The organism is Microbacterium sp. 22179, from assembly GCF_052045715.1.
GTDB classification, from domain to species: domain Bacteria; phylum Actinomycetota; class Actinomycetes; order Actinomycetales; family Microbacteriaceae; genus Microbacterium; species Microbacterium galbinum.
Genome location: NZ_JBQEPJ010000003.1, coordinates 123,177 through 150,141, shown reverse-complemented (window position 1 = coordinate 150,141; position 26,965 = coordinate 123,177). Strand labels below are relative to the sequence as shown.

General features: G+C 71.4%; 24 protein-coding genes and 1 tRNA gene. 17 read left to right on the top strand and 8 right to left on the bottom strand.

Annotated elements, in window-relative coordinates:
* Positions 1-289: 289 nt before the first annotated feature.
* A complete protein-coding gene (locus ACTJKK_RS08395) occupies positions 290-700 on the top strand; it encodes a dehydrogenase (protein ID WP_247624550.1) in 411 nt (136 codons plus the stop codon).
* Positions 701-766: 66 nt separating this feature from the next.
* Here ACTJKK_RS08395 and radA read toward each other — a convergent pair whose 3' ends face one another.
* Positions 767-2,140: a DNA repair protein RadA gene (radA, locus tag ACTJKK_RS08390; RefSeq protein ID WP_404597353.1), complete on the bottom strand. Its 1,374-nt coding sequence runs from the start codon at positions 2,138-2,140 to the stop codon at positions 767-769.
* A gap of 149 nt (positions 2,141-2,289) precedes the next feature.
* Between radA and ACTJKK_RS08385 the strand changes: the two genes are divergently transcribed.
* The 5 genes from ACTJKK_RS08385 to cydC all read left to right on the top strand — a co-directional run bounded on the left by ACTJKK_RS08385 (position 2,290) and on the right by cydC (position 8,848).
* Positions 2,290-2,916 (top strand): helix-turn-helix transcriptional regulator, encoded by a 627-nt coding sequence (locus ACTJKK_RS08385; RefSeq protein WP_440747634.1) that lies wholly within the window; start codon positions 2,290-2,292, stop codon positions 2,914-2,916.
* A 91-nt stretch (positions 2,917-3,007) separates the two neighbouring features.
* Complete coding sequence (locus ACTJKK_RS08380) at positions 3,008-4,423, top strand: cytochrome ubiquinol oxidase subunit I (protein ID WP_247624553.1); 1,416 nt, start codon at positions 3,008-3,010, stop codon at positions 4,421-4,423.
* Positions 4,424-4,437: 14 nt separating this feature from the next.
* A complete protein-coding gene (gene cydB / locus ACTJKK_RS08375) occupies positions 4,438-5,466 on the top strand; it encodes a cytochrome d ubiquinol oxidase subunit II (RefSeq protein WP_440747633.1) in 1,029 nt (342 codons plus the stop codon).
* On the top strand, positions 5,463-7,139 hold the full coding sequence (cydD, locus tag ACTJKK_RS08370; protein WP_440747632.1) for a thiol reductant ABC exporter subunit CydD: 1,677 nt from the start codon (positions 5,463-5,465) through the stop codon (positions 7,137-7,139). Before cydB ends, cydD begins: the two co-directional genes overlap by 4 nt.
* Positions 7,136-8,848, top strand: a complete 1,713-nt coding sequence (gene cydC / locus ACTJKK_RS08365; protein ID WP_440747631.1) for a thiol reductant ABC exporter subunit CydC — start codon at positions 7,136-7,138, stop codon at positions 8,846-8,848. The genes cydD and cydC overlap by 4 nt, the downstream gene beginning before the upstream one ends.
* 150 nt (positions 8,849-8,998) lie before the next feature.
* Here cydC and ACTJKK_RS08360 read toward each other — a convergent pair whose 3' ends face one another.
* Positions 8,999-9,775: a hypothetical protein gene (locus ACTJKK_RS08360; RefSeq protein WP_440747630.1), complete on the bottom strand. Its 777-nt coding sequence runs from the start codon at positions 9,773-9,775 to the stop codon at positions 8,999-9,001.
* A gap of 121 nt (positions 9,776-9,896) precedes the next feature.
* Between ACTJKK_RS08360 and ACTJKK_RS08355 the strand changes: the two genes are divergently transcribed.
* The 3 genes from ACTJKK_RS08355 (at position 9,897) to ACTJKK_RS08345 (ending at position 11,944) form a co-directional block, all read left to right on the top strand.
* Positions 9,897-10,943: a hypothetical protein gene (locus ACTJKK_RS08355; RefSeq protein ID WP_440747629.1), complete on the top strand. Its 1,047-nt coding sequence runs from the start codon at positions 9,897-9,899 to the stop codon at positions 10,941-10,943.
* Between the two features lie 59 nt (positions 10,944-11,002).
* Positions 11,003-11,093: transfer RNA gene (locus ACTJKK_RS08350), tRNA-Ser, on the top strand.
* A gap of 122 nt (positions 11,094-11,215) precedes the next feature.
* The gene (locus ACTJKK_RS08345) at positions 11,216-11,944 is read left to right on the top strand and encodes a VIT1/CCC1 transporter family protein (RefSeq protein ID WP_440747628.1); all 729 of its coding nucleotides are present in this window, start codon (positions 11,216-11,218) and stop codon (positions 11,942-11,944) included.
* A gap of 86 nt (positions 11,945-12,030) precedes the next feature.
* Here the strand turns inward: ACTJKK_RS08345 and ACTJKK_RS08340 are convergent, their stop codons facing one another.
* Positions 12,031-13,170, bottom strand: coding sequence for a zinc-binding alcohol dehydrogenase family protein (locus ACTJKK_RS08340; protein ID WP_440747627.1), 1,140 nt, complete (start codon positions 13,168-13,170; stop codon positions 12,031-12,033).
* Positions 13,171-13,248: 78 nt separating this feature from the next.
* On the opposite strand from ACTJKK_RS08340, the gene ACTJKK_RS08335 reads away from it, so the two are divergent.
* On the top strand, positions 13,249-13,812 hold the full coding sequence (locus ACTJKK_RS08335; protein WP_440747626.1) for a TetR/AcrR family transcriptional regulator: 564 nt from the start codon (positions 13,249-13,251) through the stop codon (positions 13,810-13,812).
* An 86-nt stretch (positions 13,813-13,898) separates the two neighbouring features.
* Entirely contained in the window at positions 13,899-14,945 is a 1,047-nt protein-coding gene (locus ACTJKK_RS08330; protein ID WP_247624563.1) for an NAD(P)-dependent alcohol dehydrogenase, read from the top strand.
* Between the two features lie 73 nt (positions 14,946-15,018).
* Here the strand turns inward: ACTJKK_RS08330 and ACTJKK_RS08325 are convergent, their stop codons facing one another.
* From ACTJKK_RS08325 to ACTJKK_RS08305, 5 genes are all read right to left on the bottom strand, one after another.
* Positions 15,019-15,564, bottom strand: a complete 546-nt coding sequence (locus ACTJKK_RS08325) for a pyridoxamine 5'-phosphate oxidase family protein (RefSeq protein ID WP_440747625.1) — start codon at positions 15,562-15,564, stop codon at positions 15,019-15,021.
* A gap of 91 nt (positions 15,565-15,655) precedes the next feature.
* Complete coding sequence (locus ACTJKK_RS08320) at positions 15,656-16,483, bottom strand: galactosyltransferase-related protein (protein ID WP_247956880.1); 828 nt, start codon at positions 16,481-16,483, stop codon at positions 15,656-15,658.
* Positions 16,480-17,496 carry a glycosyltransferase gene (locus ACTJKK_RS08315; protein ID WP_440747624.1) on the bottom strand — a complete coding sequence of 339 codons (1,017 nt, stop codon included), beginning with the start codon at positions 17,494-17,496 and terminating at the stop codon, positions 16,480-16,482. The genes ACTJKK_RS08320 and ACTJKK_RS08315 overlap by 4 nt, the downstream gene beginning before the upstream one ends.
* Positions 17,493-18,677 (bottom strand): glycosyltransferase, encoded by a 1,185-nt coding sequence (locus ACTJKK_RS08310; RefSeq protein ID WP_247956878.1) that lies wholly within the window; start codon positions 18,675-18,677, stop codon positions 17,493-17,495. Before ACTJKK_RS08310 ends, ACTJKK_RS08315 begins: the two co-directional genes overlap by 4 nt.
* On the bottom strand, positions 18,674-19,642 hold the full coding sequence (locus tag ACTJKK_RS08305) for a hypothetical protein (RefSeq protein ID WP_440747623.1): 969 nt from the start codon (positions 19,640-19,642) through the stop codon (positions 18,674-18,676). Before ACTJKK_RS08305 ends, ACTJKK_RS08310 begins: the two co-directional genes overlap by 4 nt.
* Before the next feature lie 217 nt (positions 19,643-19,859).
* Between ACTJKK_RS08305 and ACTJKK_RS08300 the strand changes: the two genes are divergently transcribed.
* From ACTJKK_RS08300 to ACTJKK_RS08275, 6 genes are all read left to right on the top strand, one after another.
* Positions 19,860-20,789 (top strand): WcbI family polysaccharide biosynthesis putative acetyltransferase, encoded by a 930-nt coding sequence (locus ACTJKK_RS08300; protein ID WP_440747622.1) that lies wholly within the window; start codon positions 19,860-19,862, stop codon positions 20,787-20,789.
* Positions 20,786-21,766: a hypothetical protein gene (locus ACTJKK_RS08295; protein WP_440747621.1), complete on the top strand. Its 981-nt coding sequence runs from the start codon at positions 20,786-20,788 to the stop codon at positions 21,764-21,766. The genes ACTJKK_RS08300 and ACTJKK_RS08295 overlap by 4 nt, the downstream gene beginning before the upstream one ends.
* On the top strand, positions 21,763-23,061 hold the full coding sequence (locus tag ACTJKK_RS08290) for a glycosyltransferase family 2 protein (protein ID WP_440747620.1): 1,299 nt from the start codon (positions 21,763-21,765) through the stop codon (positions 23,059-23,061). The genes ACTJKK_RS08295 and ACTJKK_RS08290 overlap by 4 nt, the downstream gene beginning before the upstream one ends.
* Positions 23,062-23,137: 76 nt before the next feature.
* The gene (locus ACTJKK_RS08285) at positions 23,138-24,037 is read left to right on the top strand and encodes an SDR family oxidoreductase (protein ID WP_440747619.1); all 900 of its coding nucleotides are present in this window, start codon (positions 23,138-23,140) and stop codon (positions 24,035-24,037) included.
* Positions 24,034-25,419 carry an alpha/beta fold hydrolase gene (locus ACTJKK_RS08280; RefSeq protein WP_440747618.1) on the top strand — a complete coding sequence of 462 codons (1,386 nt, stop codon included), beginning with the start codon at positions 24,034-24,036 and terminating at the stop codon, positions 25,417-25,419. The genes ACTJKK_RS08285 and ACTJKK_RS08280 overlap by 4 nt, the downstream gene beginning before the upstream one ends.
* Positions 25,416-26,963, top strand: coding sequence for a GMC family oxidoreductase (locus tag ACTJKK_RS08275; protein ID WP_440747617.1), 1,548 nt, complete (start codon positions 25,416-25,418; stop codon positions 26,961-26,963). Before ACTJKK_RS08280 ends, ACTJKK_RS08275 begins: the two co-directional genes overlap by 4 nt.
* Positions 26,964-26,965 lie beyond the last annotated feature (2 nt).

Sequence of the window (26,965 nt, the reverse complement as noted above, 5' to 3'; positions counted from 1 at the left end):
GCTGACAGGGCTGGTTCTTTGGGATACCATTGAAGTCGATTCTCTGATTCATGCGGCACCATGCCATCCCCAGTGGCGTCGACTTACAGCGTCCCCAGCGCTTCGACACCGCCGCTCGAGAATCCGAGGGCCCTCTCGAGTACCCCAGTCCCCAATGTGGGACTCGAGAGGGCCCCAATCGTTTCCGCAGGCTTTCGCCCGCGTCGAGACGTCGCTTTCGCCGCGAGACACCACGCCAGACGTGATGGTTCGCGGCGAATGTGGTTTCTCGCGCGCCTAGGCTGGAGGCATGGCAGCGAAGAAGGCGAAGAGCGCGAAGCAGAAGCCGGCACCCGAGGACTTCCGATCGGATGCCCTGGCCCTGGCGCTCGAGAAGCAGGACGTCGCGGCGGTCGCCCTCGCGCTCCGCAACGGCACGACGGTCGTGCCGTTGGTGAAGCCCGGTGCCCGCGACAACCCGCTCGACACCGGCGAAGTGTGGACCTACCGCGACCCGAACAGCGGCGACCTCGCACTGCTGCTGTTCAGCGACGCGAAGAACAAGCCCGACAACCTTCCTCCCGGCGTCGGCATCTACACGGCCGAGTGGCTGCGGAAGTTCCTCGGCACGCATCCGATCACGACCGTGTTCCTCGACATCGCCGGTCCTCACCCGATGCAGGCCTCGCCGCAGGAGCTGCTCAAGGCGCTCGAGGCCTGAGCCGCGCGACGCCGCGCCCTTGACGGCTTCCCGGTGACTTCCCGACGGCTTCCCGCGGCACTGTCCTCAGAACGGCGGAATATCGCGCTCGTCGCGTCGACCGCCTCCGCCGCTGCGCGCCTTCACATCGGTGAGGGCGGCGCGCAGCGTCTTCGACCGGTCGTCGACGACCTGCTCGTAGCCCAGGCGCGCGGCCTCGGATCGGCGCTGCGCCGACTGGGTCACGGGGCGGATCTCACCGGCCAGGCTGAGCTCGCCGACGGCCGCGACCGTGCGCGGCACTGAGATCTGACGGATCGACCCGGCCACCGCGATCGCGATCGCCAGGTCGGCGGCTGGCTCGGTGAAGCGCACTCCGCCCACGGTCGAGACGTACACGTCGAGGTTGCTGGTCGGTACTCCCGCGCGCCGCTCGAGGATCGCGAGCACCATCGCGACCCGCGCCGCATCGACGCCCTGCACGACGCGCCGCGGGTTCGGGGCCTGCGTGGGCACGGTGAGGGCCTGCACCTCGACGGGGAGAGCGCGGCGCCCCTCGAGCGAGATGGCCACGCACGTGCCGGGCTCGGTCGCCCCCTGCGAGAGGAACAGCCCGGAGGGGTCGGGAACCTCGGCGATGCCGTCGCCGGTCATCTCGAAGCATCCGACCTCGTCGGTGGGGCCGAACCGGTTCTTGAGCGCGCGGATGAAGCGGAGCGACGTCTGCCGGTCGCCCTCGAAGTGGCACACGACATCGACCAGGTGCTCGAGCACACGGGGCCCGGCGACCTGACCGTCTTTCGTGACATGCCCGACGATGATGATCGGCAGTCCACGGTCCTTCGCGACGCGGATGAGCGTCGAGGCCACCTCGCGCACCTGGCTGGGCTGCCCGGCCGCGCCGTCGATCATCGCCGAGGAGACGGTCTGCACCGAGTCGACGATCACCAGCTGCGGCTGCACCTCGTCGATGTGACCCAGGATCGTGGCGAGATCGGTCTCGCTCGCCAGGTACAGCTCGTCGTGCAGCGCCCCGGTGCGCTCGGCGCGCAGACGCACCTGCGCGGGGGACTCCTCGGCGCTCGCGTAGAGCACCCGCCGCCCGGCGTGCGCGGCCTTCGCCGCGACCTCGAGCAGCAGCGTGGACTTGCCCACTCCCGGCTCGCCGCTGAGCAGGATCGCCGCCCCGGGCACGATGCCGCCGCCGAGCACGCGGTCGAACTCGCCGACCCCGCTCGTGCGGCGAGGGGCATCGGTCGTGGTGATCTGCGTGATCGGACGCGCGGCCTTCGCCGCCAGGGGAGCCTGCGCGCTCACACGCTGCACGATGCCGGTCTGCGTCGCCTGCTCCTGCACCGTTCCCCACTGCTGGCACTCGCCGCAGCGGCCCACCCACTTGGCGGTCGTCCACCCGCACTCGGTGCAGACGTATGCGGGCGGGGCGGGACGACGGGTGGCCATTCAGCCAGGCTAGCCGCGGCATCCGACATCGCGGCGCACGCGCCGGTCGCGAGGGCCTCGGGCACCCATGCGACCGGGCTATCGCGGGCATCCGACATCCCTATCGCGAACGGCTTCATCCGCCGATCCCCGCGGGCCATACTGGAGTCATGGCCAGCGCCGGGCCCATTTGCGGGCCGATCTCCACGTACTCGCGAGTGCAGCTCCTGCACCTCGTGCAGACGCGTGCGCAGCGCACGATCGGTGAGCTGTGCGAGGCCACGGGCCTGCACCCCAACACCGTGCGCGAGCACCTGCAGCGCCTCATCGAGGGCGGATACGTGATCGCCGCCACCGAGCACCGCACCACCCGCGGCCGCCCCCGCACCCTCTACAGCGCCGCGACCGGGATGGCGGATGCCTCCAGCCCCATCGCGCGCGACAAGGTCAGCGCCGCGGCCCGCCGCGGAGACCTCCTGCGCCGGATCATGCCGGGCGCGGCATCCGATCTCGGTCGCGACGCGACCTATCAACTCGATGCACTCATCGAACACCTGGAAGAGAGCGGCTTCGAGCCCGTCGTCGACGACGTGCAGCTCACCGTCGATCTCAGCCCGTGCCCGCATGCCGCGGGCCGCGCGGAAGACCGTCCGATGCTCTGCAGCGTGCACCTCGGCCTCATGCAGGGGGTGCTCACCGAAGCGGGTGGGCCGATCTCTGCGGATGCCGTGCGCACCTCCGCCCTCCCGGCGGACTGCACCGTGCAGCTGCGTCTGACGGAGATGTCCGCCGCCTAGGCGAGCATCCGTTTTATTCACGGCCCGCAGCCCGACGAGGACGGCAGGCCCGTCGTTAGCGTGGCAGCAGGCTGAGAAAGAGGAGTGCTCCATGGAATGGCTCGACCCCCTGGTCCTGTCACGATGGCAGTTCGGATTGACGACCGTCTACCACTACCTGTTCGTGCCGCTCACGATCGGCATGGCGCTGGTGGCGGCGATCTTCCAGACCGCATGGGTGCGCACCGGCAAGGTGCAGTACCTGCACCTCACGCGCTTCTTCGGCAAGATCTTCCTCATCAACTTCGCCATGGGCGTCGTCACCGGCATCGTGCAGGAGTTCCAGTTCGGCATGAACTGGTCGGACTACTCCCGCTTCGTCGGCGACGTCTTCGGCGCACCGCTCGCCTTCGAGGGCCTGCTCGCCTTCTTCTTCGAGGCGACGTTCATCGGCCTCTGGATCTTCGGGTGGGACAAGCTCCCGCAGAAGCTGCACCTCGCGACCATCTGGTGCGTCTCGATCGGCAGCATCCTCTCGGCGTACTTCATCATCGCCGCCAACGCCTTCATGCAGAACCCGGTCGGCTACGTCTACAACCCCGAGACGAACCGCGCCGAGCTCACCGACTTCTGGGCGCTGCTGACCAACCCCGTCGCGCTCGCGGCCTTCCCGCACACGATCTTCGGTGCTCTCATGTTCGCCGCCGGTGTCGTCATCTCGGTCTCGGCCTGGCACCTCGCCCGTCGCCAGCACTTCGACACCATGCGCATCTCGCTGAAGTTCGGCCTCTGGGCGATGATCGTCTCGACCGCCGGCGTCGTGCTCACCGGTGACCAGCTCGGCCTCGCGATGTACGCGGCGCAACCCATGAAGATGGCGGCGGCAGAGGCGACGTTCAACACCGTCTGCGGCTACGACGCCTCGTTCAGCATCTTCACGCTCGGCACACCCGACGGCAGCTCGGAGCTGTTCTCCATCCGCGTGCCGTACCTGCTGTCGCTGCTGTCGACGCACTCCTTCGACGCGTGCGTGCACGGCATCAACGACCTGAACGCCGAGTACCTGACGACGTTCGCCGACACCGGGATCACCGACTTCGCCCCGATCCTCTGGGTCACCTACTGGGCGTTCCGCTGGATGATCGGCCTCGGCATCGCCGCCGCCCTCGTCGCGCTCGTCGGCCTCTGGATCACCCGCAAGAACGCCAAGCGCGAGCCCGCGCCGTGGATGTGGAAGATCGCGATCTGGTCGTTCCCGCTCGCCCTCGCCGCCAACATCATGGGCTGGGTCTTCACCGAGATGGGGCGCCAACCCTGGATCGTGTTCGGGCTCATGACCACGCAGGACGGCGTCTCGCCGGGCGTGAGCGGACTCGAGGTGCTCATCTCGCTCATCGCCTTCACCGCGATCTACGCCTCGCTGGCCGTCGTCGAGATCCGCCTCATCATCCGGGCTGCTCAGAAGGGGCCCGACACCACCGAAGAACCCCACGAGGAGACGGCCCAGCTGCCGTCGGTCGTGTACTGAGAGGAAGGAACACCATGGATCTCGCAACGCTCTGGTTCTTCATCGTCGCCTTCTTCTTCGTCGGCTACTTCGTGCTCGACGGCTTCGACTTCGGCGTCGGCATGTCGCTGCCCTTCCTCGGCAAGGACGACGTCTCGCGCCGTCAGGTCATCAACACCATCGGCCCGGTCTGGGATCTCAACGAGACCTGGGTGATCGTCGCCGGCGCCATACTGTTCGCGTCGTTCCCCGAGTGGTACGCGACGCTGTTCAGCGGGTTCTATCTGCCGCTGCTGCTCATCCTGCTCGCGTTGATCCTGCGCGGCGTCTCGTTCGAGTACCGCCACCAGCGCGAGAGCAAGAAGTGGAAGCAGGGCTTCGACCGGATGATCGTGATCGGCTCGGTCGTGCCGGCCCTGCTCTGGGGCGTCGCGTTCGGCAACATCGTGCAGGGCGTCGCGCTCGACGAGAACCATATCTTCGTGGGCGGCTTCTTCTCGCTGCTCAACCCGTATGCGCTGATGGTCGGTGTGACCACGCTGCTGCTGTTCTTCCTGCACGGCGTGCTGTTCGTCGCCCTCAAGACCGACGGCCCCGTGCACGAGGACGCCCACCGACTCGCGAAGCTCGCCGCCGGACCCACGATCCTCGCGGCCGCGGCGACCGTGGTCTGGACCGTGCTGATCGCGATGAACCGCGAGGCTCCGCTGCTGTGGCTCGTGATCGGCGCGGGGGCGCTCGCCGCCGTGAGCCTGATCGCCGCCGTCGGATTCTCGCTCGTGCGCCGCGACGGCTGGGCGTTCATCGGCGGCATGCTGACGGTGCTGTTCGCGGTGGTCATGCTGTTCTCCGCGCTGTTCCCGTTCGTGATGCCCTCGACGATCGACCCGGCCTACAGCCTGACGATCGCGAACGCCTCGAGCACGCAATATACGCTGGAGATCATGAGCTGGACGGCGCTGATCGCCACCCCGCTCGTCATCGCCTACCAGGCCTGGACGTACTGGGTCTTCCGCAAGCGCGTCACGCGCTCGTCCATCGAGGGGGCTCCGGCGCACGCGTGAAACCCGTCGACCCGAGACTGTTGCGTTACGCGGGTGCCGCGAGGGGATTCCTCGCGGCATCCGCGCTGATCGGCGTCGTCCAGACGGCGGTCGTGATCGTCTTCGCCTGGCTGCTGACGGATGCCGTCACCGGGGCCATCGCGGGCCGTGACGTCTCGGCATCCCTCCTCGCCCTGCTCGGCACCGCCCTGCTGCGCGGGCTGCTGATCGCCGCCTCGGATGCCGCGGGCACGCGGGCCGCGGCGAAGACCGGGATGCAGCTGCGCGCCGCCCTCATCCGCGCCGTCGGGAAGCTCGGGCCGTCGTGGCTCGCGCAGCGCAACCAGGCCGGGCTCGCGGTGACCGCGGGGCACGGACTCGAAGCGCTCGACTCGTACTTCGCGCGGTACATCCCGCAGCTGGTGATGACCGCGATCGCGACGCCCGTGCTGCTCGCGATCATGTGGTGGTTCGACTGGGAGAGCGGGCTGATCGCCACCGTCACCCTGCCGCTGATCCCGCTGTTCCTCATCCTCATCGGCATCGCGACGCGCACCGTGCAGCAGAAGCAGTGGCAGACGCTGCAGCAGCTCGCCGTGCGCTTCGCCGACACCGTGCAGGGGCTGTCGACGCTGCGGCTGTTCGGGCGCGAGCGCCGCGCCGCCGACCGCATCGAGTCCACGGCCGACGACTACCGCCGCGAGACCATGAAGGTGCTGCGGTTCTCGTTCCTGTCGGGTTTCGCGATGGAGCTGCTGGCCTCGCTCGCGGTCGCGCTGATCGCCGTGGCGGTCGGGTTCCGGTTGCTGTCGGGCGACCTTTCGCTCGAGATCGGACTGTTCGTGCTGCTGCTGGCGCCCGAGGCGTTCCTGCCGATCCGGCAGGTCGGGGTGCAGTTCCACGCCGCATCCGAGGGGGTTGCGGCGACCGAGGACATCTTCGCGGTGCTGGACGAGGCGGGGGCGCGGGCGGGGGCTCGGGCGGGGGCCGTACCCAACTCAGGAAGAACCGGGATCAGCAGCGCCGATTCCGGGGTTTCGGGGCCCGTTTCCGGCATTCTTCCTGAGTTGGGTACGGATGCCCCGGCCGCCCTGACCGTCGAGAACCTGCGCGTGCGCGAGCTGCCGCCGGTGTCGTTCGCCGCCGAACCCGGCACGATCACTCTGATCGAGGGGCCGAGCGGGTCGGGCAAGACCAGTCTGCTCGCGGCGCTGCGCGGAGCCGTGGCGTTCGAGGGCGCGGCGGCGCTCGGCGGGGTGGATGTGCGCGAGCTGTCGGCGGCGGATTGGACGGCGTGGGCCGGCCAGACACCCGGTCTGATGCAGGGCACGATCGCCGCGAACGTGTCGCTCGGCGATGCCGAGCCCGATGAGGCCCGCGTGCGCGGCGCGCTCGACGCGGCGTGCGCCGACCTCGATCCGGAACTCGAGCTCGGCGTGCAGGGCAACGGTCTCTCGGGCGGACAGGCGCAGCGCGTCGCCGTCGCGCGCGCTCTCTACCGGCAGGCCGGCGACCTTCGCCGGGTGCTCCTGCTCGACGAGCCCTCGAGCGCCCTCGATCCCGAGACCGAGCAGCGCCTGTGGTCGTCGCTGCGCGAGCGGGCGGATGCCGGGGCCACGATCCTCCTCGTCTCGCACCGTCGCACGGCCCGCGAGATCGCCGACCACGTCGTCGCACTGGGGGTGCACGCATGAGCGCCGCCGTTCACCCCGACACGAGTCGTCCGGACGCCGGCCGCCCGGATGCCGGCCGCGCCGCGCGCATCCGCGAGGTGCTGCGTCTCGCGCAGCCGCCGCTCGGCCGCTTCGCCCCCGGTCTGGTCTGGGGCATGCTGTCGGCCGCCGCGGCCGTGAGCCTGCTCGCCGTGAGCGGCTGGCTGATCGTCAGCGCCTCGATCGTCGACTCGCTCGTTCCGCTGTCGATCGCGGTGGTCGGGGTGCGGTTCTTCGCGGTCTCGCGTGCCGTCACCCGCTACCTCGAGCGGCTGAGCGGGCACGACGCCGCGCTCCGCCAGCTCGCCACCACTCGCGCCGACATGGTGCGCCGCCTCATCCCGCTCTCGCCCGCGGGACTCGGCCGCACCGACCGCGGCAAGGTGCTCTCGGCGCTCGTCGACGACGTCGAGAACCTGCAGAACCTGCCGCTGCGCGTCGTGCAGCCGCTGGGCGTTTCCGGGCTCGTGGCCGTCGGCGCGGTCGTGTTCATCGCGTTCGTCTCGCCGATCGCCGCCCTCACCCTGCTCGCCTGCCTGATCGTCGCGGGCGCCGCCGCGATCGGGATGGGGTGGCTGTTCGGCTCGCGCGCCGAGGCCCTCGTCTCGGATCGTCGCGCCGACCTCTCGGCCGCGCTCGTCGACTACTTCGGCAGCCTCGACGTGCTCCTCGCCTACGGGGCCGAGCCGCAGGCGCGCCAACGGGTGACGGCAGCGGATGCCGCGCTCCGCCGCGTCGTGACCCGCGCCTCGCTCGCGCAGGCCACAGCCGCCGGTGTCGTCTCGGCGGTTGCGGGCGCGGCATCCGTCTGGGCCGTCGCCGCCGCCTCGCCGGGCCTGGCGACCGGTGCCATCGACGGCCCCTGGTTGGCGGTCGTCGTGCTCGTGCCGATGGTCGTCTTCGAGGTGTTCGGGGCGGTTCCGATCGCCGCGGCATCGTGGCGGAGCGTGCGCTCGAGCGCGGCGCGCATCGTCGACGTGCTGCCCGAGCGGATGCCGGTCGAGCTGCGCTCCGACGAGGGAGACGACGCGTCGCCGACGGGCGTTCCCGCGCTGCGGCTGCGTGATGTCACGGCATCCTGGCCCGGCGGTGCTCCGGCGCTGCGCGGGGTGTCTCTCGACCTGGAGCCGGGGGAGCGCGTGCTCGTCGCGGGCCCCAGCGGCGCGGGCAAGAGCTCGCTCGCCGCGGTGCTCGTGGGTTTCCTGCGGGCGGAGGGTTCGTACCTCGTCGGCGATGTCGATGCGTCGTCGCTCGCGGGGCCCGCGCTGCGGAGCGTGGTCGGGCTGTGCGAGCAGAGCCCGCAGCTGTTCGACGAGGACATCCGCCAGAACCTGCTCTTCGCCCGTGACACCGCGACCGACGACGAACTGCTCGCCGTGCTCGCACGGGTCGGGTTGGCGGAGTGGGTGCAGGAGCGCGGAGGACTCGACGCCCGCGTCGGCGACCGCGGTGCGCTCGTGTCGGGCGGGCAGGCGCAGCGGCTGGCGTTGGCGCGCGCGCTGCTGCGGGGATTCCCGGTGCTCGTGCTCGACGAGCCGACCGCCGGCGTCGATCCGGATGCCTCCGACGCCCTGTTGCGCGATCTGCTCGGCGCCGCGGGGGAGCAGTCGGTGCTGCTGATCTCGCACATCGCACCGCCCGCCGGGTCGGTCGACCGGGTCGTGCGGCTCGAGGGTGGGCGCACGGTCTGAGGGGTTCGCGCGCGCGGTGCGCGTGAGGTCAGGCGTGAGGGGTCATGACACGCCGCACCGCGCCCGTCGGTCAGGGCGTGTCGTGACCCCTCACGAGGACGGGTGGGGGTGAACGGATGCTGCGGGGCGGGGCATCCGTCGGTGCGGGCGTCAGATGTGCAGGGGCGTCGGGGGTTCCATGACGATGCCCTGCGCCTCGAAGGCGCGGCGGCGCTCCTCGATGCGGCGGTGCAGTTCGACCTGCGCGGCATCCACGAACGCGGGATCGAGGTCGACGGTCGCGGGGTGCGGATCGCCGTGGTTCGCGGCGATGTAGGCGTCGAGTTCGGGACCCGAGGTCCACGAGGTGATGAGGGCGTAGCGCGGGGCGCTGCCGCGGTGCCACACCGCGTGCCAGAAGCGCTGGGTGTCGACGATGATGCGCGAGCCCGCACCGAGGGGCAGCCGGATCTCGGTGGCCGGGTCGAAGCGGTCGCTGCGCAGGATGAGCATCGAGTCGGGGTCGTCGGTGAGGTTGTAGTACCCGCGCACGACCCAGCCGGTGCCCTCGTCGTTCAGGCGGTTGTTGTCGTCCTGGTGCAGGTTGTAGACCGCGTCGGCATATTCGTTGGGCTGCAGCTCGATCACGCGGCAGCGGCCGACCGCGGCGCCCGGCGCGAGCGCCCGCGCCTGCAGGGTCGGGGCGAGCGCGACCTGCGGCTCGACCCACACGCCGTGCTTGTCGGTGCGCGGGGGAGTGTGGTTCCAGAAGCCGTTGCACTCGAGGTCTCCGGCGTAGCTGGCCAGCGGGGCGAAGCGGGTGATGCCGGAGGACCGCCAGGGGACGTATTCGAGGTCGAGCCATTCGGCGGGGTCGGCGGCCTGATCGTGGTCGTCGAGCACGACGTATCCGGTCTCGGCCAGAGCATCGGAGGTGATGAATGCCATGGTGCATCCTTCCTTCGGTTTCCCTGAGGCCATCCTAACTTGGCGGTCCGGCGCGCGCCGGGGGCGTCACCGTGCTTAACCGGACGGGCCCGATGTCGGATGCCGCGGCTACCCTGAGGTCATGACGCAGCCACAGGGCGCCCTTCTCGTGGGCAGTGTGAACTTCGACGACGCCGAGACGACGATGCGCACGGCATCGGAGCTGCTCGGGGATCGCCTCCGGCGCATTCCCGACGGCGAGGTCGGCAAGAGGTTCCACTGGATCATGTTCCAGCCCGACGTGCTCGGCGAGGCCGAGGGTATCGAGCGCGTGGGTGACGAGCCGATCCCGTTCGGTGCGGGGATCGACGCGCGCGGGCTGCGGCTCGCCGAGGGCGTGGACCCGTCGACCATCGCGATCCCACCGCTCGGCTACGCCGCGGCGGCGATCGAGTCGTACGAGGTGTTCCGCCGTCTGCGCGAGGAGGGCGTGATCGCCGAGGGCACGCGCTTCGAGGTCGCGCTGCCGACGCCGCTCGCCGTGATCTCGTCGTTCTTCCAGGGCGCCGATCGCGAGGCGTTCGAGGTGTACTACACCGCCGCGATGCTGCGCGAGCTCGACGAGATCGCCGAGGCCATCCCGCACGACGACCTGGCGATCCAGTGGGACGTCGCGAGCGAGATGGGAATCATCGAGGGTGCATCCGGCTATGGCGCGCTGATGGATGCCTGGTGGGACGGCGACGTCTTCACCGGACTCGTCGCGCGGCTGGCGACGCTCGTCGACGCCGTGCCGGCCGACGTCGAGGTGGGGGTGCACCTCTGTTACGGCGATGCGGGCGAGCACCACTTCTTCGAGCCGACCGACACCGCGCACCTCGTGGCGTACGCGAACGCGGTGGCCGAGGCATCCGATCGCGCGTTCACCTGGCTGCATCTGCCGGTGCCGATCGACCGAGACGACGAGGCGTACTTCGCCCCGCTCGCAGACCTGCTGCCGGTGAACGAGCTGTATCTCGGGCTCGTGCACCGTGAAGACGGCGCCGAGGGCGCCGAGCGCCGCATCGCCGCGGCCAGGAAGTACGTTCCGACGTTCGGCGTCGCGACCGAGTGCGGCATCGGCCGCGCCCCGGCCGGATCGACCGAGGGCATCCTGCGCACGCACGCGGAGGTCGCCGCGGCCTGGTGAGGACCCTGGTGAGCCGTCTCGATTCGCGCGCGGGCGCGCGGTGTCGTAAGCTTGTCCGCGGTGACGTGTCCGAGCGGCCGAAGGTGCAACTCTCGAAAAGTTGTGTAGGGTAACCCCCTACCGTGGGTTCAAATCCCACCGTCACCGCCATGGAAACCCCCTCCTCGTGAGGGGGTTTTTCCGTGTTCGGAGTCGAGCGCGGTGCGCCCGTCGCTGTCGATCGCCGCTCGCCCCTTCTGGCGGAGCACCCCTGACGCTGCTTAGCTACCGATATGAACGACGTCGAGCCGGTCGGTGCCCACCCCGATGAGCCGCATGATGATGGCATCAGCGGGCGTTTGAACTGGTTGCGCGCCGGCGTGCTCGGCGCGAACGACGGCATCGTCTCGGTTGCTGCGCTCGTCGTGGGTGTCGCCGGTGCGACGACGGGTTTCGCTCCTCTGCTGACGGCGGGTATCGCGGGGCTGGTCGGTGGGGCGGTCTCGATGGCGCTGGGCGAGTACGTCTCGGTCAGCAGTCAGAGCGACAGCCAGCGGGCGCTGATCGCGAAAGAACGCCAGGAGCTGGTCGATGATCCCGCTGCGGAGCTCGAAGAGCTCACCGGTATCTACCAGGCGAAGGGGCTCACTCCCGAGACAGCACGCAAGGTCGCGGAAGAGCTGACCGCCCACGACGTCCTCACCGCGCATCTGGAAGCAGAGCTCGGAATGACCGAAGACCACGTGGTGAGCCCGTGGGCTGCGGCTGGAGCGTCGGCTCTTGCGTTCACTATCGGTGGGTTGCTCCCGTTGCTGGCGATCCTCCTGCCGCCCGTCGACCTGCGCGTCCCGATCACGTTCATCGTCGTCCTGCTCGCGCTGGCGCTGACGGGGTTCGTGAGCGCGAGGATCGGCGGGAACCCTGCGGTCCGGCCGACGGTCAGGGTCGTGGTCGGCGGGGCGCTCGCTCTCGCCGCGACGTTCGCTCTCGGCTCGTTGCTCGGAACGTCCGGCATCGCCTGAGAGCCGGCCTGACAGCGGCGGGCGCTGGGTTCTCTCATTCGCTGAGCGCGACGGATGGCTGCCGCACGATCTCCCTGACCTGCCGGTCAGGACCCGGAGGTCGTCGGATCGAGGGAGACGACGAGCTTCTTCGCGGACACTCCGAGGCGGAGCGCATCGATCGCTCCCTGGATCGCGGACAGGTCGTCCCCGGCGATGCGAGCCTCCGGGTAGGGGAGATGAGCGCCCGACGCGAGAGCCGTGGGCAGATAGGCGCCCCACACCGCCGGTCCGACGGGGGAGGCGGCGATGGCGCTTCCCCAGATGAACGTGGCTCTGATCCCGCTCAAGCGGCTCCGCAACTGCAGGAGAGCCGTGCGCGTTCCCAGGCGCGCGAACAGGCGGATCCGCACCAGTGAGAGGCCGCCTCTTCGCGGCTGTTCGTAGAACGAGACCGGCGGGCTCGCCATCGCGATCCTCCGGGCACCGGTCGCGCGCGCGATCCTCAGGCAGGGTTCGGCCGACCCCACGGCGATCGCGAGGACACCCGCCACGACCGACCCGCTCACGGCTTCGATGATCCGATCGACGGCATCCGGGTCTCGATAGTCGAAGACAGCCTCTGCACCCAATCGCTTCATCCGGTCGTGGTTATGGGCGGATGCCGTCGTGATGACGCGGTAGCCGGCCGCTCGGGCGAGTTGGATCGCGTTGCCGCCGACGGCGGTCGCACCGCCCCACACCACGACGATCTCCTCGCGGGGGAGGGCATCGCCGAGGTGCGAGTGGTCCAGCGCGAGCTGGTCGGCCTCGAAGAGGCCCGCCGCCGCCGTGGACAGCGCCAACGGGAGAACGGCCGCCTCCGCGAAGGCCATCGCGTCCGGCAGAGCGGCGGCGAGGCTCGCGTCGACGGCGACGTACTTCTGGAACCCGCTCTCGGATACGGCGTCTCGTCCCTTCTCCAAGCCCATCGCGTACGCCACGACGCGATCGCCGGGAGCGAAGCCGGCGACGTTCGCTCCGGTCTCGACGACGATGCCCGCGACGTCTTCGCCGAGGATAACCGGGTACTGCAGCCAGCCGTACATGACGGTCCCGTTGGACTGGATGATCGCGTCCAGGGGGTTCACCGCCAGCGCGCGCACCTCGATCAGCAGCTGGCCCGGCCCGGGTGCGGGCATCGGGGCCTCTCGAATCGTCAGATCCGCATACGGGGAATCGATCCACGCCGCCGTGTTCTTGCTCATACCCATCCGCTCTCCGCGATTGATGACATCTCGTGTCATCACAGTACACCTGATGGCATGGCGTGACATCATGGCTGCATGCCTCGATGGTCACCGGATGCTGCGCTGCGGCTCGAAGCCGCCGCGATGTCGCTGTTCGAGCGCCAGGGTTTCGCGGGAACCACGGTCCCGCAGATCGCCGCCGCAGCGGGGCTGACCACTCGCACCTTCTTCCGCCACTTCGCCGACAAGCGCGATGTCCTGTTCCTCCGGGATCGCGAGCTTCCCCAGGCCGTGAGCGACTTCATGGAGTCCGTCCCGGCGGAGAGCAGCGGTGCGGCCATGGTGCGGGCGGGGCTGATGGCGGCGTGCCGCGGCATCCACGGCTGGCGGGAGCCGATCGCGCGTCGGCGCAACATCGTCCGCAGCGAACCCGCGCTGCGCGAGCGCGACCTCCTGCGGAGCCACTACCTCGGGCGGGCGATCGAAGAGTCCCTGACCGCGCGCGGCATCGACGCTCAGCAGTCGCACACGTTGGCGGCCGTCGCCGTGACATGCTTCGACCTCGCGATGGACAGATGGCTCGAGGGGCCGGAGGGCATCCCGCTCGAGGATGCTCTGACGTCGGTGTGGAGCGACATGCGCGACTGGATCGACGCGTAACGGGCGGATACTGGAAGGGACGGTTTCGAGAGCCCACGCCTCCGCACCGCGCGGCAGACCTCTCGGACGCCAGGAAGAAGAAGTACATGAAAGCCCTCCGTTACGTCGAGATCGGCAAGCCCCCGGTGGTCGTCGACATCCCGATTCCGAAGCCCGGCCCCGGTCAGGTGCTGCTCAAGATCACCGCGGGTGGCGTCTGCCACTCCGACGACTACGTCATGGGTCTCCCCGAGAAGGACTACCTCGAACAGGGCTACCCGCTGCCGCTGACGCTCGGTCACGAGGGCGCCGGCATCGTGCACGAGATCGGCGAGGGTGTCGACTCGACGCTCAAGGTCGGGGATGCCGTCGCCGTCTACGGGCCCTGGGGCTGCGGTCGCTGCCACAACTGCTCGATGGGCAAGGAGAACTACTGCACGAACGCCGCCGCCGAAGGCATCCGTCCTCCGGGTCTCGGCAGCCAGGGATCGATGGCCGAGTACATGATCGTCGACGACGCCCGCCATCTCGTGCCGCTGGGCGACCTCGACCCCGTGCAGAACGTCTCGCTGACGGATGCCGGGCTCACCCCGTACCACGCGATCAAGAACTCGCTCCCGAAGCTCGGCGCCGGCACCTTCGCGGTCGTCATCGGCACGGGCGGGCTCGGCCACGTCGGCATCCAGATCCTGAAGTCGGTCTCGGGCGCCACCGTCATCGCCCTCGACGTGAACGACGAGAAGCTGCGCCTCGCCACCGAGGTCGGCGCGGATCACGTGCTGATCAGCGACGCCTCCGCCGCCGAGAAGATCCGCGAGATCACCGGTGGCCTCGGCGCCAACGCCGTGTTCGACTTCGTCGGAGCGAACCCGACGATCGCCCTCGCGCAGAGCGTCGCCGCGCTCGAGGCCGACATCACGATCGTCGGTATCGGTGGCGGGAACATGACGCTCGGCTTCGGCTCGATCGCCTACGACGCCGCCGTACGAGTGCCGTACTGGGGCTCGCGCTCCGAGCTGATCGAGGTGCTCGACCTCGCCCGCGCCGGCAAGATCCACGTGCAGACCGAGTCGTACTCGCTCGACGACGGCCCGAAGGCCTACGAGGATCTCGCCTCGAACAGCATCCGGGGTCGCGCGGTCATCGTGCCCTGAGACCCGTCACCGGAAGGCCCTCGAGAGATCGGGGGCCTTCTGCGTCTCCGGACGACCGGGGATCACGCCCCGCTCACGACGCCGGCGGCTCGAAATGCGGGATGGGGGAGGGGCGCTCGCCGCGTTCGGTGCGATGCTGCGCCCGGGCCGCCTCCGTGAGGGGCACGGCGTAGACGGGGAGCGAGACGCGCGGTCGCTTCGGGAAAACGCGGCCGGTCACCGTCGCGGCGACGATCTTCACGACGAACTGCTTCGGCGTCGGCGTCCACGAGGCGAGGTGCTCGACCCCGACGTGGTGCAGCTCCGCCTCGCTGGTCACCTGCTCGGCCTCGCCGCGCACCACGACGCTCCAATACGCGTCGTCGCTCTCGCCGTCGACCTCGAGAGCGACCGCGGAGCGCGCCGTGATCGCCAGGAACTTCGCATCGAAGGCCGAGCGGACGTAGATGCTGCGGCCCGTGGCGAGGTGGTTGACGGGGCGGATGTCGGGACTCCCGTCGGGGGCGACGAACGCCAGCCGGCACAGTTCGGTCGCTTCGAGAAGCCGCCAGCACTCGGCCTCGTCGAGGTCGGCGAGCAGTGCGTCGGGTGCGGGTGGGTGCGGTGCTGCGGTGGCCATGGCGTCCTCTCCTCGGTTCCGGGTATCTCCTTCTTCGATACTGCGCTTCGGATGCGCCGTGCACCAGCCCGGGTGACGCCGTCCTGAAGGATCAGGCCCGCGACGTGCGACGGTATCCGCCCGCGTGCTCCTCGACGGCACCCGCCCGTACGAACTCCTCGATCCACCCGCGCATGGGCCACTCGCCCCAGCGCTCGGCGAACAGCGCCCCGTTGCGAAGGATGTCGTCGAGGTGCCGCCACGGCGGGGTGCCCGCCGGGTGCCACTGGTGGTAGGCATCGGCCCCGCCGACCCAGTGCAGCGCGATGCCGCCCTCGCGGGCGCGCCGACCGAGGTCGGTGTCCTCGGCGCCGTAGCCCTCGTACCGTTCGTCGAAGCCGCCCAGCCGACGCCAGGTCGCCGGCGTCACCGCGAACGACAGCGACCAGAACAGGTCGTATTCCGCGGGGTGGGCGGTGGCGATCTCCCCCGGCGGCGGGGCGGGACGGCCGGGGTGCGGACGCGTGTGCGCGGCCAGCTCGTCGGGCTCGCGCGGGCGCTCGACGCTGCGCAGGTAGGTGACGGGCCCGCACAGGATGCCGTCCGGAAGGGAAGCGGCGGCCTCGGCGTACCGGTGCAGCAGGCCCGGCGAGGGCAGGCAGTCGACGTCGAGGAAGACCAGCAGCTCGGCCCCGCGGGCGAGGGCCTCCTCCGCCGCGGCGTTGCGCGCGGCGCCGACGCGCAGGCCGTGACGCCCCGGGGGCACGTGCACCTGCACGGCGCCGTCGTACCGTCCCGGCGCCTCGGCATCCAACCCGACCTCGATGGGCAGCAACTCGATGCCGGGCGCGACCGCGTCGCGCAGGAACCGTCGCAGTCGGTGCAGATGGGCGAGGCGGTTGACGGATGCCGGGGTGATCACGGCCACGCGGATGCTCACGCGCGTACCTCCTCGATCACGGCGGCCGCCCGTGCCGCCGCTCCGTCCACCTGCCAGGCGCCCCAGTCCGGCGTCGATGCGAGCGCGCGGCGGACGAGCTCGACGAGGTGCTCCGGCGCGGCATCGTGGCCGGCGACCTGGGCGAGCCCCCGGGAGCGCAGGGTACGGCCGGTGTGCTCCTGCTCCGCGAACGGACGCTCCTGCACGACGACCACGGCGCGCGCACCCGCCGCCGCGAGGTCGGCGACCCCGTTCTGTCCGGCGGCGCTCACGACGACGGACGCGCGCGAGAGCAGCGGCCAGACGTCGTCGACCCGGTCGTCCTCGCGTGCTCCGGCGGTTTCGACCCGCCATCCGTCCGCGACGAGGAGATCGATCACCGTGCGCAGGCGCTCGTCGTCGAGCGTGCGGCTGAGGAACAGCACGCGTCGCTCCCCGCTCGGCGCCGTACCCGTGGGCCGCGAGTGACCCGCATGACGGGAGATGCCGCCCACGCGGCGCACCCGTTCCTCGTGAGGGACGAGCCCCGGCGCCGGGATCGTGCCCGCGGCCCACGGCGCCACGATGCGATCGGCGAGGTCGTAGGCGAGCCGGTGCGGAGCATCCGTCCGATCGCCCGGCTGGGCGAAGACCACGGTCGGCACACCGAGCAGCCGCACGAATGCGGTCACCTCGGCGCTGACGTCGACCACGAATGCGGCCACGTCGGTGCGCGCGATCCAGTCGGCGATGATCGCGAGGCGCTGCCGATGCCCCGGATGCCCCACCGGGGCCCAGTGCAGCGCTCCGCCCGCGGTGACGTCGCCGAGCTCGTGCGCCGGACGCTCGACGCCATCGGCGTCGACGACCGGATCGGCGTCGACGGGGAGCTGCACCCAGGTCGTGCGATCGTCGAGCGACGCGGGCCGCGGCATGCTCGAGAACACGGTGACCGGATCGGCGAGGTGCGGACGCACGGCGAGGAGACGGGCCACGTGCCCCCAGCCGTGGTGATGCACGTACCAGCCGATCATGCGCCCACCGCCTCGACGGCATCGCCGACGGTGCCGAGCCCGAGCGCCGCCGGCGCACTCGGCAGGACTGCGGGGACGGGAATGCTGTGCGCGGCGACCGAGATCGCCCGCTCCACCTCGCGATGCCGCCGCGCGAGGGAGTGGCGGTCGGTCGCCGCCTCGCGCACGCGACGACGAACGGTGTCCCGGCGCGAGCTCCGTGCGAGAGCCGAGGCCGCGTCGGCCAGGGCGTCGACGTCACCGGCGGGCACGACCGCCGTGCCGGGCAGGCCGGCGAGCACCTCGCTCGCCCCGCCCGAGTCGAAAGCCGCCACGGGGGTACCGGTCACGAGGGCCTCGGCCATGACGAGGCCGAACGGTTCCGACCACATCGGGGTGACCAGGGCGACCGCCGCCGAACCGACCAGGTCGCACAGCTCCTGCTGCCGCAGCGCACCCACGAAGAGCGCATCCGCGCCGAGCAGCGGCTCGACCTCGCGGGCGAAGTAGCCCTCGTCGCCGATGCGGCCGGCCAGTCGGATGCGCGCACCCGCCCGGCGGGCGGCGAGAATCGCGAGGTGCGGCGCTTTCTCGGGAACGATCCGACCGAACCACACCCAGTCCTCGCCGCCCGGTCCGAGTCGCCACTGGGTCGTGTCGACCCCGTTGGGGAACACGAAGGCGTCGACGCCCTCGCTCGACCAGGAGCGCGCGGTGTACTGGCTCACGGCCAGGAAGCGGTGCGGAGCGGATGCCGGCAGCGCATTCGCCGCGATCACCATCTCGGGCAGCGGGGGAGTGTGCAGCGTGGTCACCACCGGTACGCCCGGGGCGTGGCTCCACAGGATCGGAGCGCCGTGCAGGCTGTGGTTGTCGACGACGTCGACCCGCGTCATCGCGTGCTCGAGTCGCACGCGGATCCTGTCGAACGCCTCGGCCATCCGCCGCCGGTGGCCTTCGGGGTAGTCGGTGTCGGAGACGTCGGACTCGCGTCGCCAGCGCGGGGTCGGCAGCTGTAGCTCCGGGACGCCGTCGAGGAAGTCCGACCCCGCAGCCGCGCAGAGTTCGACCCGGTGTCCGCGGCGCCGCAGCCAGCGCACGCGATTCCAGACCGCCGCCTCGAGGCCGCCGGGATGGGGTTGGCGCAGCGCGTGGCGCTCGGGTGCGACGACCAGGATGCGCAGGGGGCTCACCGGCGTCATGCCGAGACCTCCGCGATGGCGGACGCGTAGAGCGCGGCGTGCGCCGCGCGCACGGCATCGCGCTCTGCCAGTCGCTCGCGGCGGCGTGTACGCAGGAGGGCCTCCCGTTCGTCACCGCGGGTGAGCGGGGTGTTCCGCACGGCATCCGCCAGCGTGAGCGGGTCGTCGAGATCGATGACCGAGAAACCGGCCGGGTGCTGTGCTCCGACGTGTCCGACATCGGTGCCGGCGACGCGCACGCCCAGGTCGTGGCAGAGCTCCACCCACCCCGAGTGCGTGCCGTGCCGATAAGGGAGCACGAACACGTCGAGGCCGCGCAGCCACTGCTCGATCCCGGCATCCGACAGCCGCGGCGTGCGCCGCAGGTCGACGCGGGGAGCGTCGATCGCGGCGGCGATCCGCAAGGCGGTCGCCTCGTCGCGGACCCTCTCGTTGAGCAGCACGTCGACGTGCACGGCGCCGTGGTCACCGAGCAGGCGCACCGCGCGCACCGCGGCGTGGACGGCCCTCTCGGCATCGATGTTGGGGCGCAGATCGCGCAGGTGCATGCCGACGCGGACGGCATCGCCGAGCGAGTCGGAGGCTGCGGCGCTCGCCGAGGGGATGCCGGTGAGCAGGGTCGGGTGCGGGAGTACCGTGCTGGCGCGGCCCCACCGGTGCTCGATCTCGGACGCAGCCGGCACCGTGAGCGTGAGGAGGCGGTCGGCTGCAGGGACGATCACGTCGAGCAGCGCCCGGTGGTGCCCCTGCGCCTCGAGCTGCGGGTTGTCGAGGTCGTGCACGGTGTGCACCACCGCGCGCCCGGCCCGGCGGGCGGCGTCGAGCGCCGTGCTCAGTTCGGCGGGAGAGAAGGACTCGAGGCCGAAGTGCACGTGCAGCACATCGAAGGCATCGGCGTTGTCGTCGATCCAGCCGGGTGTCATCGCGACCGGCGGCCACCACTGACCGGAGGGGGCTCCGGGCACCGGAGGGTCCGGGAGGACCTGAACGCGGAGCGGGTCGCTGATGGCGTGCACGTAGGGGTGGGCGGCGGGGATCGATGCGACGCGGATGCGCTCGGTCGTGGTGGCGATGGAGGTCTTCCTCGGGGGTGCGGATGCTCCGGACCGAGCTGTCTCACACGCACGGAGACCGTGAGAGCCGGGGGGACGAAGCAGGGGGGCGAAGGTATACGTTCGTATGATGATCGACTTCGCCGAGAAGGGCACGCCCGTTGCGCCCGCCGGGTCCGCGGTGCTAGCGCGTCGCCGGCACTACGCGGAGTTCTTCGGCCTCGAGCCGCTGCCCGAGGCGTTCGGGGTCGTCGTGGGCAACTGCCAGGCAGAGTCCCTGCGCTGGGTGATGGACGCGCCGGGTCGTCGATTCGTGCGCATCCCGCCCGTGCACGACCTGAGCGGCGATGAGGCCGAGCGCCTGCACACGCTGGTGGCCGCCGCGCACACGGTGGTCACTCAGCCGATCCGAGACGACTATCGCGGCCTGCCCCTCGGGACGCGTCAGATCGCCGCGGCCACCACTGCTCGCGTAGTCACCCTGCCGCCCGTGCGGTTCGCCGGTCTGCATCCGTTCCAGGCCGCGATCCGGGTGCCCGGGATCGATGAGGATCCGCCGCTCGTGCCGTATCACGACATCCGCACCCTGGCGGGAGCCGCGGGCATCCCGGTCGCCGCCGCGCTGCCGCCGACGAAGGTGCGCGCCGTCGGAGAGACCTCGATCGACGTCCTGCGCACCCGCGAGACGCGCTGCGATGTCGCGATCTCCGATCTGTTCGACGATGTCACCGCCGATCACATGCGCACCGTCAACCATCCCGGGAACGCCGTCTGGCTCCCGCTCGGCGAACGCGTGCTGCGCGTCCTGGGCGTCGCCGGCGGCCCGACCGACCCGGGGCGTCCGCTGCTCGCGGCCGTGCGCGCCCCGCTCGAGCCCGAGGTCGTCGAGGCGTGGTCGCTCCCCGAGGAGCCGCGCGCGAACTGGATCGTCGACGGGGCGGACCTCGATGCCGACGAGGTGGAGGCCGCGCACCGCGAGTGGTACGCCGCCCGTCCGGATTTCGTGCGGGCGGCCGTCGAACGGCTCGCCCCGCTTCTCGCCGTCTGGCGCGCCGCGTGAGCGCGATACCGCTCCTGCTCGCGCATCCGGGAACCCACGGCGTCGCCGTGTACTCGCGGGACCTCGCCGTCGCGGTCACCGCCGCGCACCCCGAGGTCGAGGTCGTCGAACCCGCCGACCTCCTCCGACTCGATCCGGGCACGACGGTGCACGCCCAGTTCACCGATCGCCTGTGGGCGGACTCGCCGGAGGAGGCCTCCCGGCTCTTCACCGAGCTCGCCGCGCGGTTGCGGATCAGCGTGACGCTGCACGACGTGCCGCAGGAGTCGGATGGTCCGCGCAACCGCGTCCGGCGCCGCGACGCGTACGCGCTCGTCGCGCGCTCGGCCCGGGGAGTCGTCGTCAACAGCGCGCACGAGAGCGCGCTGCTGCGGGAGGAGCACGTCTGGGCGGGGCCGGTCGCGCGGGTGCCGCTGCCCGTCGAGGTACTCGCCGCGCCGACTGACGAGCGAACCGAGCTCGACGGCACGGTGGGCGTGCTCGGGTACTTCTACCCCGGTAAGGGGCACGATGAGGCGGCGAGCGCGGCCGCCGCGGCGGGGCTGCAGCGGATGACGGTGCTCGGCCGCGCCTCGGAGGGGCACGCCGAGGATCTCGCCGCGTTCGTCCGCCGTGCCCGTTCGCAGGGCGTCGCCGTCGACGTGACCGGGTGGCTCGACGACGCCGAGATCGCACGGCGCGGGCGGGCGGTCTCGGTGCCGCTGATCGCACATCGGCACGTCTCGGCCTCCGGCTCTCTGGCCTCGTGGATCGGGTGGGGGCGTCGCCCCGTGGCGATGCGCAACCGGTACATCGACGAGATGGCGGCGCTGCGCCCGGGAACCCTCACGGTCGCCGACGAGAGCGATCTCGCCGCTGCGGTGCGCCGAGCGGCTGCGGACCCGGCGTCGACCCGGCACGGTCGCGATCGGGTGCCGGGGTCGTGGGACGACGCGGTCGACGCGTACACGCGCTGGTGGGCGGAGCGGGGCGCATGAGGGCGCCGTACGTGGTCGGCAACCGGTGGCACGAGCGCGACGGCGTGCATCCCGATCCGCTTCCCCGTGTCTCGGTGATCGTCGCGCACTACGACCAGCCGGACGAACTCGCCCGCACCCTGCACGCGCTGGGCGCGCAGGACTACCCGCCGGAGTTGCTCGAGATCATCGTCGCCGACGACGGGTCTCCACGCCCCGTCGATGTGCCGGAGGGCGTGACCGTCGTCCGCCAGGACGACCGGGGCTTCCGCCTCTCCGCCGTGCGCAATCTCGGTGCGCGGGCGAGCAGCGGCGACATCCTCTGCTTCCTCGATGCCGACACGTCGCCGGAACCGGGGTACGTTCGGGCGCTCACCCGCCTCCCGGCGCTGCTGCCCGAGGCGGTCACGGTGGGGCGGCGGCGCCATGCCGACTTCTCCGGCATCCCGGCCACGGTCGCCGTCGCCGAGGCCGCCGTCGGTCGTGAGCTGTCGGAGCCGTCCTGGCTCGCCGAGGAGTACGCCCGCACCGCCGATCTTCGTGACGCCGACGACCGGTCGTACCGCTTCGTGATCGGGGCGGTGATCGCCTGCTCGCGGATGCTGTACGACGAGGTGGGCGGGTTCGACGAGTCGTTCACCGCCTACGGCGGGGAGGACTGGGAATGGGCGCATCGGATGTGGCGGGCCGGTGCTCTCCTCGCGCATGTTCCCGAGGCCGTGGCGTGGCACGACGGGCCGGAATGGGCCGAGCGCGATGGAGCCGGCCTCGAACGAGCGAACGCTCAGACGCTGCGTCTGGTCTCGGCCATTCCCGTGCCGGGCTCCGCGCCACGGGCGCTGTGGGCGGGGGCGGCCGATGTCGTGCTGCGGCTGCGCGGATCGCACGCGCCGGCCGCGCTCTTCATCGCGGTGGATTCGCTGCTCGCGGCGTTGCCGCGCAGCCGGGTGGTGCTCGATCCCGGTGCCGCCGGCACGATCGACGATCCGCGCGTGGGTGTCGACGGAGCGGATGCCGACGCCCGGGTGACCTGGGAGGTCGATGCGCCGCTGGTGGTCCTCGACCCGCGGGGGATCACGGATCTCCTCGCTCGTTGCGGGGTCGGCGACGTGGGGACGGTGGAGCTTGTGGACGTCGACGGCGAACCGCTCGGCGTTCTGCGGTCCCGACGCGCGGAGCGTCGCGCGCAGCGCTGGGGCACGGAGGTCGCCTTCGCCACCGAGCGCAGGGTGGTCGACGGCGTGCACCGGATGCGCTCGGATCCGCGCGTCGAGGCATGGGTCGGCGGCTGGGGTGGACCGTCCGCCTTCATCTGACGCGAGGCCCTGGCCTATCGGAGGGGTCGAGCGCAAGCCCTCCTCACGAGAGAGCCGGTTCGCCTAACGTGGCGGCATGCCTGAATCGGATGAGCACTCCCCGACGAACCCCGTGACCCGCTACGCCCGCGTCGAGCCGCCGCTGCAGCATCAGCCCGAGCCCGGTATCCAGGCGCGCATGACCCCCGTCCCCGATCTCGGCGAGGAGTCCTATCGCGGCACCGCCCGGTTGACCGGCCGGCGGGCGCTCATCACCGGCGGGGATTCGGGAATCGGGGCGGCGACGGCCATCGCCTTCGCCCGCGAGGGTGCCGACGTCGTGATCGCGCACCTGCCCGGTGAGGAGGAGGACGCCGAGCACGTGCTCGCGCTCATCGCCGACGCCGGGCGCCGCGGACGCGCCGTGGTCGCCAACATCTCGGAAGCCGCGGAGTGCCGCCGGCTGGTCGCGGAGGCGGTGGACTTCCTCGGGGGCCTCGACGTCGTCGTCAACAACGCCGGTCGACAGATCGCGGTCGAGCGGGTCGAAGACCTCAGCGACGAGCAGTTCGAGGCCACCTTCCGCACGAACGTGTTCGCCAACTTCTGGATCACGAAGGCGGCTCTCGCGCACCTCGGACCCGGCGCCAGCATCATCAGCACGGCATCCCTCGAGGCCTACAAGCCCTCGCCCGACCGGCTCGACTACGCCGCGACGAAGGCCGCCGTCAACAACCTCGCGAAGGGCCTCGCGCTGCAGCTCGCCGAGCGCGGCATCCGCGTGAACGTCGTGGCGCCCGGCCCCGTCTGGACGGCTCTGCAGGTGTCGGACGGCGTCTCCGACGATCAGATGCTGCACTTCGACGACGAGAACACGTATCAGCGCGCGGGGCAGCCCGCGGAGCTCGCGCCCGCCTACGTCTTCCTCGCCTCGGAGGAGTCGGGTTACGTGTCGGGCGCCACGCTGAACGTCAACGGCGGCATGGTCACCCCGTGACCGCCGAGAGGTGCACGGTGTTCGTGCTGCCCGGCCTGGGGCTCGACGCCCGTTCCGCCCAGCCGCTGCAGGCCGAGCTGGACGACCGTTTCCGCGTGATCGCGGTGGAGCTCCCGGGTCAGGGATCCGCTCCGGATGCGCCCGAGGGATCGGTCGCCGCCCAGGTCGACGCCGCCCTCGCCGTGATCCGGGAAGCCGCCGACGGAGGACCCTGGATGCTGTGCGGGCACAGCATGGGAGGCAAGGTCGCCGCGGCCGTCGCCGCCCGGATCCGCGACGGCGAGCCCGAGATCTTCGGCCTGCTCGGCACGGTTCTGCTGGCGCCGTCGCCACCGTCCCCCGAGCCGATGCCCGCCGAGAAGAGGCGGCAGATGCTCTCCTGGGTCGCCGAGGGCGGCATCTCCGAGAGCGACGCGCAGACCTTCGTCGACGACAACGTCGGCGGCGGGCTTCCGCCCGAGCGGCAGCGCGAGACCGTCGACGCGGTGGCCCGGATGTCGCCCCTCGCGTGGCGGCGGTGGCTCGAGGAGGGGAGCGTCGAGGACATCACGGCCTCCGTCGGGACGCTCGACCTCCCCTGCCGCGTGCTCGCCGGCGGCGAAGACGAGGCACTCGGCGCTGACGCGCAGCCGGACCTGCTCGCCGACGTGTATCCACGCGCCCGGTTCATCGCCCTGGCCGGAGCGGGGCACCTGCTCCTGCAGGAGCGCCCCGGCGAGGTGGCGGCGGCGATCACCGAACTGTGGGAGGAGATGGCGGAGCACAGCGTGCGAGTGCCCGCGGAGTGGGGGACTCTGCTCGCCTCGCCGCGGGTCTCGGCGCGCGTGCGGAGCACGCTCGCGCGTCGTGCACTGCCCGACGATCCCGCGTACCGCCCGCGGGTGCTCTCCTCGGAACAGCTGGACCTTCTGCGCGCCGTCGCCGCCCGCGTGGTGCCACAACCGCCCGGCGGGAGCATCGATCTGGCGGCGCGCGTCGACGCCGATCTCGCCGCCGGCGGCGGAGACGGCTGGCGTCCGGCCGGAGCGTTGCCGGACGACGAGGCGTATCGCGCCGGCCTCGACCAGCTCGCCCGGGTGTGGCCCGAGGGGGTCGAGGCGCGGGACGGGGTGCTGCGAGAGGTGATCGCCGGCACCGCGATTCCGGGCATCACCGCGGATGCCGACGACCTGCGCCGCTGGTTCGAAGACGTGCGCGTCGACCTCGTGCGCGAGTGGCTGTGTCATCCCGCCTCCCTCGCCCGGGTCGGCTACGACGGGTTCGCCACGGGTGCGGAGGAGGTCTCCTTCGCGGGGTATCTCGCCTTGGGAGCCGGCCTGCGCGACGGGTGGGAGCCCTCCGATCTCGGTGCGGTCGTGGACGACCCGGAGGAGGCGGCATGAACCTCGACGGCATGCGCACGTTCGACCGCGACGAGATCGTGGACGTCGTGGTGGTCGGCACCGGCGCGGGGGGCGCGCCGCTGCTGGCGAGACTGGCCGAGCGGGGGCTGCGCGTGGTCGCGCTCGAAGCCGGACCGAATCACGATCCCGCCGACTACACCCCCGACGAGGTCGAGGCGACCGCGATCAACTGGATGTCGAGCCGATTCAGCGGCGGAGACGCTCCGACCGCGTTCGGCCCGAACAACAGCGGGTTCGGTGTCGGCGGAGGAACCGTGCACTGGGGGGCGTTCACTCCCCGTCCGGATGCCCGCGATCTGCGGCTGCGGACCGAGACCGGTGAGGGCGCGGACTGGCCGATCGACCACGACGAGCTCATCCGCTACGTCGCGCAGGTCGAGGCCGACATCGGGGTGTCGGGTCCCACGCCGTACCCGTGGGACCCGTCGCGCACCTACCTGTACCCTCCGCCCCGGCGCAACGCCCCGGCAGACCTCATGCTCGCGGGTGCGGCGGTTCTCGGCATCCGCGCGGCCGACGCCCCGGCGGCGATCCTCACGCGGGACCGTCTGCAGCCCCACCACGGTCTGCGGCACGCCACCACCGACGTCGGGTCGATCCACCAGGGCGAACGCCACGGCGCCAAAGCGACCACCGCGATCACCTACCTTCCGGCCGCGGTCGCCGCAGGCGCCGAGATCCGCCCGGATGCGGTCGTGCACACGATCGAGCGCGATGCGCGCGGGCGGGTGACCGGTGTCGTGTACCGCGAGGACGGCGAGGATCGGCGGCAGCGGTGCGCCGCGCTCGTGCTCGCGGGCGGCGGCGTGGAGACTCCCCGGCTGCTGCTGCACAACGGGATCGCGAACTCGAGCGGACAGGTCGGGCGCAATTTCCTCGCCCACGGCGCCGTGCAGGTGTGGGGGCGTTTCGACGAGCAGATCCGCGGATACCGCGGCTACCCCTCGGCGGTCATCACCGAGGACTTCGTGCGCCCCGCCGGCGCGGACTTCGCCGGCGGCTACCTGCTGCAGAGTCTCGGGGTCATGCCCTTCACGTACGCCACCTCGCTCGTGCGCGGGGGAGGGGCCTGGGGCACCGATCTCGTCGACGAGCTGGAGGCCGCGAGGTACAGCGCCGGCATCGGGATGAATGCGGAATGCCTGCCATCCGACGAGAACCGCATCGAGCTCTCGTCGGAGACGGACGAGTGGGGGCTGCCGCGGGCGACGATCACGTTCTCGCCGGGGGCCAACGAGAAGGCCATCGACGATCACGCGATCGCGACCATGACCGATCTGCTGACGGCGGCGGGCGCGCGCAGCACCCGCGTGCTCGCGCGGTCGGCGCACACCCTCGGCACCTGCCGGATGAGCGACGATCCCGCGGAGGGCGTGGTCGACGGTTCGGGTCGTTCGCACGACATCGACAACCTCTGGGTGTGCGACAACTCGACCTACCCGAGCGCGCTGACGGCGAATCCGGGGCTGACGCAGATGGCCCTGTCGCTGCGCACGGCCGACCGGATGCTGGCGGGCCTGTGATC